The following is an 8,835-nucleotide window of genomic DNA, read 5'->3' on the forward strand; positions in this document are numbered from 1 at the left end:
TTCTCTTGAATAAATCGCTCAGGACCGTACCGTGTCCGCCACCCGCTCGGCGCAGCTTTTGGCCTGGGCTGCATCACGCGCTTCGACCATCACACGCAGCAGCGGCTCGGTGCCACTGGCACGAATCAACAGGCGGCCCGTGTTGCCCAACTCGGCTTCCACCGTTTTGGTCATGTCGGCCAGGGGTTTGCTGCTCTTCCAGTCCTGGTCGGGCTTGAGGCGCACATTGACCAGCGTCTGCGGAAACAACACCACATCGCTCAGCAGCTGGGCCAGAGTTTTCTTGCTGCGCACACAGGCCTGCAACACCTGCAGCGCGCTGATGAGGCCGTCACCGGTGGTGTGCTTGTCGAGTGCCAGCAGGTGGCCCGAACCCTCGCCGCCCAGCAGCCAGCCGCGTTTTTCAAGCTCCTCGAGCACGTAGCGGTCGCCGACCTTGGCGCGTACAAATTCCACGCCTTTGGCCTTCAACGCCACTTCCACGGCCATATTGGTCATCAGGGTGCCCACGGTGCCGGGTACTTTCTCGCCGCGCGCCAGGCGTTCGTTGACCATCAGGTACAGCACCTCGTCGCCGTTGAAGAGCCGGCCTTCGGCGTCCACGATCTGTAGCCGGTCGGCGTCGCCGTCCAGCGCAATGCCGTAGTCCGCCTTGCTGGCCTTGACCTTGGCGATCAGCGCCTCGGGGTGCGTCGCACCGACTTCGTGGTTGATGTTCAGGCCGTCGGGTGCGCAGCCGATGGCAATGACTTCAGCGCCCAGCTCATGGAACACCATGGGGGCGATGTGATAGGCCGCACCGTGGGCACCGTCGACCACGATCTTCAGGCCGCGAAGCGTCAGGTCATTGGCAAAGGTGCTTTTGCAAAATTCGGTATAACGCCCTGCCGCATCATCGAGACGGCGGGCTTTGCCCAAAGTCGCAGAATCAGCCCAGACGGGTGGCTCGTCGAGCGCAGCTTCCACGGCCAGTTCCCACGCATCATCGAGCTTCGTGCCCTGCGCGCTGAAAAACTTGATGCCGTTGTCGGGGTAGGCGTTGTGGCTCGCGCTGATGACGACTCCCAGGCTGGCGCGCTGGGCTCGCGTGAGGTAGGCCACACCCGGTGTAGGCAAGGGGCCGAGCAGCACCACATCGACGCCGGCGGAGTTGAAACCGGACTCCAGCGCGCTTTCCAGCATGTAGCCCGAAATGCGGGTGTCCTTGCCGATCAGCACCGTGGGGCGGGATTCGGTTTTGCGAAGGACCCGGCCGACAGCGTGCGCAAGCCGCAAGACGAAATCGGGCGTGATCGGGGGCTGGCCCACCGTTCCGCGAATGCCGTCGGTGCCGAAGTATTTTCTGGTCATGGAATTTTGTCCCTGTGGAGCTTGTTGTTATTGAAACAGGGGTCTATTTTAGGTGGCCCCGTACAGCCCTTTGTCAGTCAAAGCCGCCATCTTTGCCGGATAGCGATAAAACTGCTAATGCGCTGCCATCCATACCTTCAGGGCCTGCACGGTCTCGCGCACATCATGCGCACGCACGATACGGGCGCCGCGGTCCACCGCCAGCACGGCGGCCGCCACACTGGGCACCATGCGGTCGGTCACGTCGAGCTGGGCGACAGTTGCGAGGGAAGTGCTGGTCACGGCGGCCAAAGACGATTTGCGCGACCAGGCGGCCAGCAACGGATAGCCGGCAGCGAGGAATTCCTGCTGGCGCGCGAGCAACGCGAAATTCTGCGCCACGGTTTTGCCAAAGCCCACACCCACATCCAGCACGATGCGGGTTTTATCAACGCCAGCGGCCTGCAGGCCAGATGCGGCGCTTTCCAGAAAAGCCCTCACCTGCGGCACCACGTCGCCCTCCATGGGGGCAACCTGCATGGTCTGCGGTTCGCGGTGCATGTGCATCAGGCAGACACCGCAATTCGGGTGCTGCGCCACCACCTRCACCGCACCCGGCTTGCGCAGGGCCCAGATGTCGTTGATGACATCGGCGCCCAGGTCAAGCACAGCCTGCATCACCTCAGGTTTGTATGTGTCGACCGACAGCGGCACCCCCAGGCTGACCGCATGGCGAACCACCGGCAGCACCCGTTCAAGCTCTTCCTCCAGTGACACGGGCGGCGCGCCAGGCCGGCTTGATTCACCGCCAATGTCCAGCATGTCGGCGCCATCCCGGATCAATTTCTCGCAATGAGCAAAGACACCTGAAAAACCACCACCGAGGGTGAAATRCCTGCCCCCATCCGAAAATGAGTCGGGCGTGACATTGACGATACCCATGACGCGCGGCTTTGACAGGTCAATCTGAAAGCGGGAGGTTTGCCAGATCATGGATGGATGTCCCAAAACGAATGAAGGGTTAAACCACAGGCCGGTACGCAATGCAATATCGCGCAAGGAACGGTGCATTGCCGAAGCCACACAAAGTGGCAAGCACACGAGCCATGTTCTCCACCATGAAAAAACCGGGGACTGGCCCCGGTTGTGATGACTGCCTGGCAGTCGTCTTCATGCTTGTGGAGGCATCAGGCTACCGTCGGCGCCGGATCGGTACTGACAGCCGGCGTGCCGCCGCTGGGACCGCTACCGCCGCCTACCGACGAATTGCGCGGCGTCCAGTCCTTGGGCGGCCGGGGTTCCTTGCCGGCCATGATGTCGTCCAGCTGGTCGCCGTCAATGGTTTCCCATTCGAGCAGGGCCTTGGCCATGGCATGCATCTTGTCCTGGTTGTCCTCGATCAGCTTGCGCGCCTGGGCGTACTGCTGGTCGATGATTCGGCGTACTTCACCGTCCACCTTTTGCAGGGTCGACTCGCTCATGTTGTTGGTCTTGGTGACCGAACGGCCCAAAAACACTTCGCCTTCATTTTCCGCGTACACCATGGGGCCCAGGGCCTCGGTCATGCCGTAACGGGTCACCATGTCGCGGGCCAGCGCTGTGGCACGTTCAAAGTCGTTGCTGGCGCCTGTGGTCATCTGGTTCATGAAGACTTCTTCGGCAATACGGCCGCCAAACAGCATGCTGATCTGGCTGAGCATGTACTCGCGGTCATAGCTGTAGCGGTCTTGCGCCGGCAGGCTCATGGTCACGCCCAGGGCACGGCCGCGCGGAATGATGGTGACCTTGTGAACCGGATCGCACTTCGGCAGCATCTTGCCGAGCAGCGCGTGACCGGACTCATGGTAGGCCGTGTTGCGGCGCTCTTCTTCGGGCATGACCATGCTCTTGCGCTCGGGGCCCATCAGTATCTTGTCTTTGGCTTTTTCGAAGTCCTGCATCTCGACGGTGCGCGCGTTGCGGCGTGCAGCCATCAGGGCAGCTTCGTTGCACAGGTTGGCCAGGTCAGCGCCCGACATGCCGGGCGTGCCGCGGGCAATAACCCCGGGGCTCACATCCTGGCCGAGCGGAACCTTGCGCATGTGCACATTCAGGATCTGCTCGCGGCCGCGGATATCGGGCAGCGTCACATAGACCTGGCGGTCAAAACGGCCGGGACGAAGCAAGGCGGCGTCCAGGATGTCGGGACGGTTGGTGGCAGCCACCACGATCACGCCGACATTGGTTTCAAAGCCGTCCATCTCGACCAGCATCTGGTTCAGGGTCTGCTCGCRTTCGTCATTGCCGCCGCCCAGGCCCGCACCGCGCTGGCGGCCGACTGCGTCGATTTCATCGATGAAGATGATGCAAGGCGCATTTTTCTTGGCGTTGTCGAACATGTCGCGCACACGCGACGCGCCTACACCGACGAACATTTCAACGAAGTCAGAGCCGGAAATCGAGAAAAACGGAACCTTGGCTTCGCCGGCAATACTCTTGGCCAGCAGGGTTTTACCGGTGCCCGGAGGGCCGACCAGCAGCAAACCACGCGGAATGCGGCCACCCAGTTTCTGGAATTTGGCAGGGTCTTTCAGGAAGTCGACCACTTCCTTGACTTCTTCCTTGGCTTCGTCGCAGCCCGCCACGTCGGCAAAAGTCACTGGATTGGTGGATTCATCGAGCAGGCGCGCCTTGGATTTACCGAAGCTGAAAGCCCCGCCCTTGCCGCCGCCCTGCATCTGCCGCATGAAATAAATCCACACGCCGATCAGCAGCAGCATGGGACCCCAGCTGATCAGCAGGGACGTGAGCAGGGAGGTTTCTTCGCGGGGCTTGACGTCAAACTTCACGTCGTTGGCGATCAGGTCGCCGACGAGGCCGCGGTCAAGGTAGGTTGCGGTGGTGCGAACCTTGCGATCATCCACCGTGGTGGCGGAAATCTCGGTGCCGCCCTGGCCTTCGGCGATGGTGGCCTGCTTGATGCGCTTGCCACGCACCTCTTCCAGGAACTCGGAGTAACCCAGGTAGTTTGAGCCGGCACTACCGCGTGGATCAAATTGCTTGAATACGGTAAACAGCACCATGGCGATAACCAGCCAGATTGCAATTTTGGAAAACCACTGATTGTTCAAGGACTACTCCGGTATAAGAACAAAAGTCACATGCGCCTGATTTTAGGCGTTTCAAGGGCAAAAACCGCGTAATCCCCTGCCAGCCCCATGTTTGAAGCGGGTTTAGGTGATTTTTGCCACCGTATCACACTCATTGTGCAGCTTCGGCACGCCTCTTAAGCCCCCGGCCAATCAGGAAAATCTCGGACGATCCCGGTCGCGATGCCTTGGGTTTGAGGGGCTTGACCGTCTTGAAGGTGTCCTTGAAAAGCTTCACGAGCTGATCGTATCCGCTGCCGTGAAAAAGCTTCACCACCAGGGTGCCGTCCGGTTTCATCCGGTTCTGGGCAAACTCCACGGCCAGCTCTATGAGATGGGCAATGCGGGCGGCATCGGCCGATTCAATACCCGACAGGTTGGGCGCCATGTCCGAGATCACAAGATCGACCCGGATCTGCCCTTCGGACGAGGCCAGCGCCTGCTCCAGCTTCTCCAGCACCTCCGCCTCCCGGAAGTCGCCCTGGATAAAGGTCACCCCCTCGATCGGCTCCATGGGCAGCAGGTCCAGCCCGATGATGCGGCCGTTGAGCTCCCCCGCCGCCGCGCCGGTGGGTGACAGCTTGCGCCTCACGTACTGGCTCCAGGCCCCGGGCGTGCTACCCAGGTCGACCACACAGTCCCCCGGCCGGATCAGGCCGAAGGTTTCGTCAATTTCCTTCAATTTGTAAGCTGCCCTGGCCCGGTAGCCCTCTTTCTGGGCCAATTTGACGTAGGGGTCGTTGATGTGGTCGTGCAACCACGCCTTGTTGACCTTTTTCCCTTTCGCACTGGCTTTCGATACGGCTTTGGCAGCGGCCTTCGCGTCGGTCTGGGTGCCGGGTTTGAAGTCGGTCTTGGCATTTACTTTCATGGGGTCTATTGTCCTCTTCCCGACTCCCCCGATAATTGGGTCATGGCTCAAATACAACTTACCCCCGCCCAGCGCAAGGATCACCGCGCCGATGCCCATCACCTGAACGCAGTGGTGATGATCGGCTCCGATGGCCTGACCGCTGCCGTCAAGAAAGAAACCGACGCGGCCCTGAACGCGCACGGCCTCATCAAGGTGCGGGTTCAATCAGACGACCGCGCCGGCCGAGAAGCGATTTTCCAGACCCTGGCAGATGAACTCAATGCCGCCCCCATCCAGCATATCGGCAAGCTGCTGGTGCTGTGGCGCCCAATGCCGGAAAAGGAAAAGAAGGTCAATGAAGACCGCATGCCCGGCCCCCGTGATGTCAAGGTACTGAAAAACAGCTCCCGCTACGGCCAGCGTCCCGAAGTCAAAACCCTGCGCGTGCTCGGCAACCAGCGCCTCACGCCCGGCGGCACCGTCAAACGCGCCAAAAAACCCCAACTGAAAAGTGTCAAGAAGAGTGCACAGGGCTGAGTTCCCCGCCCGCAAGGCACGGGGCAATTGCCCCGATAGCGCCCCGACAGGCACATTCTTCCTGGCCCGGTAGCCCCAGGCCCTTAGATTCGAGACTTTCGCCCACAGCTGTACGTCATGACCAATCCCCTTCTCGACTTCTCCGACCTTCCCCTGTTTGACCGGATTCAGCCCGAGCATGTGGCGCCAGCCCTCGACGAGCTGCTGGCCAGGGCCGAAAGTGCCCTTGAGCAAGTCACGGCAGCGGATTTTCCGGCCTCCTGGAGCGGCATCGCCGGCGTGCTGGACGTGGCCACCGAGAACCTGGGCCGCGCCTGGGGCGCCGTGAGCCACCTCAACAGCGTGGCCGACACGCCGGAGCTGCGCGCGGCCTACAACGCCGCCCTGCCGCGCGTGACCGAGTTCTGGACCCGCCTGGGCGCCGATGAGCGCCTTTACGACAAATACAAAGCCATCGACGTGGCCACCCTGAACACCGAGCAGCGCCAGGCCCATAAAAACGCCATTCGCAACTTTGTGCTGTCGGGTGCGGAACTGAAGGGCACCGACCGCGACCGTTTTGCCGAGATCCAGGAACGCCAGGCCGAGCTGAACCAGAAATTCAGCGAGAACGCCCTGGATGCCACCGACGCATTTGCCTATTACGCGACAGAAGCCGAGGTTGAGGGCATTCCTGCCGACGTGCTTGAAACAGCGCGCAACCAGGCCCAGTCCGAAGGCAAGACCGGCTACCGCCTCAGCCTGAAAATGCCAAGCTACCTGCCTGTCATGCAGTTTGCCAAAAGCAGCAAACTGCGCGAAACCTTTTACAAGGCCTACACCACCCGCGCCAGCGACCAGGCCGCACCCGAGTTCAGCAAATTCGACAACAGCGCCATCATGAAGGAAATCCTTGCGCTGCGCCTCGAAGAGGCAAAGCTGCTGGGCTACCGTAATTTCGGCGAGGTCTCGGTGGTCGCCAAGATGGCCAAGTCCCCCGACGAGGTCATCACGTTTTTGCGTGACCTTGCCCGGCGCGCCCGACCCTATGCCGAAAAGGATGTTGCCGACCTGCGCGCCTTTGCCGCCACCCAGTTGGGCCTGCCCGACCCGCAAGCCTGGGACTACGCCTACATCGGCGAAAAACTCAAGGAAGCGCGCTACGCCTTCAGTGAACAGGAAGTCAAACAGTACTTCACTGCCCCCAAGGTGCTGGCAGGCCTCTTCAGGATCGTGGAAACACTGTTTGAAGTTGCCATCCGCAAGGACTCGGCACCCGTGTGGAAGCCTGGCGTAGAGTTTTTCCGTATCGAGCGCAACGGCCAGCTGGTGGGCCAGTTCTATCTGGACCAGCCCGCCCGCACCGGCAAACGCGGCGGCGCCTGGATGGATGATGTGCGCACCCGCTGGCTGCGCCCCGACAACGGCAAGCTACAAACCCCGGTGGCGCACCTCGTCTGCAACTTCGCCGAGGGCGTGGGCGGCAAGCCAGCCCTGCTCACGCACGACGACGTGACCACGCTGTTCCATGAATTCGGCCACGGGCTGCACCACATGCTCACCCAGGTMAACGAACGGGACGTTTCCGGCATCAGCGGCGTCGAATGGGACGCCGTCGAGCTGCCCAGCCAGTTCATGGAAAACTTTTGCTGGGAGTGGGACGTGCTCAAGCACATGACCGCCCACGTGGATACCGGCGCCGCCCTGCCGCGTGAGCTGTTCGACAAGATGCTGGCCGCCAAAAACTTCCAGAGCGGCATGCAGACGCTGCGCCAGGTCGAGTTTTCACTGTTCGACATGCTGCTGCACACCTCTCACAACCCGGCCGACGACCTGATGGATCTCCTGAACGAGGTGCGCCGGGAAGTTGCCGTGATTGTCGCCCCGGCMTACAGCCGTACTGCACATACATTCAGTCACATTTTTTCCGGTGGTTATGCAGCCGGGTATTACAGCTACAAATGGGCCGAAGTCCTGTCTGCCGACGCTTATGCCGCGTTTGAAGAGTCCGCCCATCCTGCAGCCGACCCGGGTACAAACACTGACGCCGGCACAGGATCGGGTACCGTTAATGTAGAAACAGGCCGAAAATACCGGCAAGCCATCCTGGAAGCAGGGGGCAGCCGTCCGGCCATGGAATCATTCAAGGCCTTCCGGGGCCGCGAGCCAACGCTGGACGCACTGATGCGCCACCAGGGTATGGCTTGAAACACCTGAGCCAAGCCACTTCAATTCAAATTCAAGACTGACTGGGGAAACCATGAAATCAAACGCTGTTAGGTCCTTCTCTCCCAACGCCCTGCTGGCCATGCTGCTGTTTGGGGGAAGCTTAATTTTTATGGTGCTGCCGTCGCACGCGCAGGTCTACCGCATCGTGGGACCCGACGGCAAGGTAACCTTTTCCGACCAGCCACCGCCGGCGGCAAGTAGCGGCAAAGTTAGCGCTGCCAACGCAGCGTCAAGTGGTGGTGGAGCAGCATCCGGAGGTCTTCCTTTCGAATTGCGACAGGTTGTCAGCAAATACCCGGTCACCTTGTACACCAACGAAAAATGTATTCCCTGCGGTTCCGCTCGTGCCATGCTGATAAGCCGTGGCATTCCCTTCAGCGAGAAAACCGTCAACACCAACGAAGATATTGCGGCCCTGCAGCGGCTGAGCGGTGATGCATCGCTGCCCCTTCTGACCATAGCCGCCCAGCAACTCAAAGGCTATTCGGATGCAGAGTGGACGMAGTTCCTGAATGCAGCGGGCTACCCCGCTGCGTCTATATTGCCGGCCACCTACCAGCGCCCCGCGCCTACACCCCTGGTCGCGGTGAGCAAATCTCCAGCAGCGGGCACCGCCCCAGCCGCGCCTGCCGCACCATCCCAGCAGGCTGCTCCGGCGGCACCACCCGCCGCCACGGCCAACAACCCTGCCGGCATCAAATTCTGAGCGGGCTCTGAAAAATGCAAAACGCCGGGTACCAGCCCGGCGTTTTGCTTTCTGGAGCCAGAGCAGCCTAAAAC

General features: G+C 61.1%; 7 protein-coding genes. 3 read left to right on the forward strand and 4 right to left on the reverse strand.

The window, feature by feature from the left end; translation table 11 throughout:
• Positions 1-18 precede the first annotated feature (18 nt).
• From glmM to AC1D1X_RS09365, 4 genes are all read right to left on the reverse strand, one after another.
• Positions 19-1,350 carry a phosphoglucosamine mutase gene (gene glmM, locus AC1D1X_RS09350; protein WP_477649256.1) on the reverse strand — a complete coding sequence of 444 codons (1,332 nt, stop codon included), beginning with the start codon at positions 1,348-1,350 and terminating at the stop codon, positions 19-21.
• A gap of 114 nt (positions 1,351-1,464) precedes the next feature.
• Positions 1,465-2,322, reverse strand: a complete 858-nt coding sequence (folP, locus tag AC1D1X_RS09355; protein ID WP_477698180.1) for a dihydropteroate synthase — start codon at positions 2,320-2,322, stop codon at positions 1,465-1,467.
• Between the two features lie 194 nt (positions 2,323-2,516).
• Positions 2,517-4,439, reverse strand: coding sequence for an ATP-dependent zinc metalloprotease FtsH (ftsH, locus tag AC1D1X_RS09360; RefSeq protein ID WP_477698181.1), 1,923 nt, complete (start codon positions 4,437-4,439; stop codon positions 2,517-2,519).
• A gap of 130 nt (positions 4,440-4,569) precedes the next feature.
• The gene (locus tag AC1D1X_RS09365; protein WP_477670949.1) at positions 4,570-5,328 is read right to left on the reverse strand and encodes an RlmE family RNA methyltransferase; all 759 of its coding nucleotides are present in this window, start codon (positions 5,326-5,328) and stop codon (positions 4,570-4,572) included.
• Positions 5,329-5,370: 42 nt separating this feature from the next.
• Between AC1D1X_RS09365 and AC1D1X_RS09370 the strand changes: the two genes are divergently transcribed.
• From AC1D1X_RS09370 to AC1D1X_RS09380, 3 genes are all read left to right on the forward strand, one after another.
• Positions 5,371-5,847 (forward strand): YhbY family RNA-binding protein, encoded by a 477-nt coding sequence (locus AC1D1X_RS09370; RefSeq protein ID WP_477670950.1) that lies wholly within the window; start codon positions 5,371-5,373, stop codon positions 5,845-5,847.
• A 117-nt stretch (positions 5,848-5,964) separates the two neighbouring features.
• Complete coding sequence (locus AC1D1X_RS09375; protein WP_477670951.1) at positions 5,965-8,034, forward strand: M3 family metallopeptidase; 2,070 nt, start codon at positions 5,965-5,967, stop codon at positions 8,032-8,034.
• Positions 8,035-8,134: 100 nt separating this feature from the next.
• A complete protein-coding gene (locus AC1D1X_RS09380; RefSeq protein WP_477698182.1) occupies positions 8,135-8,761 on the forward strand; it encodes a glutaredoxin family protein in 627 nt (208 codons plus the stop codon).
• Positions 8,762-8,835: the final 74 nt, after the last annotated feature.

It is taken from the genome of Polaromonas sp. P1_G4 (assembly GCF_056405475.1).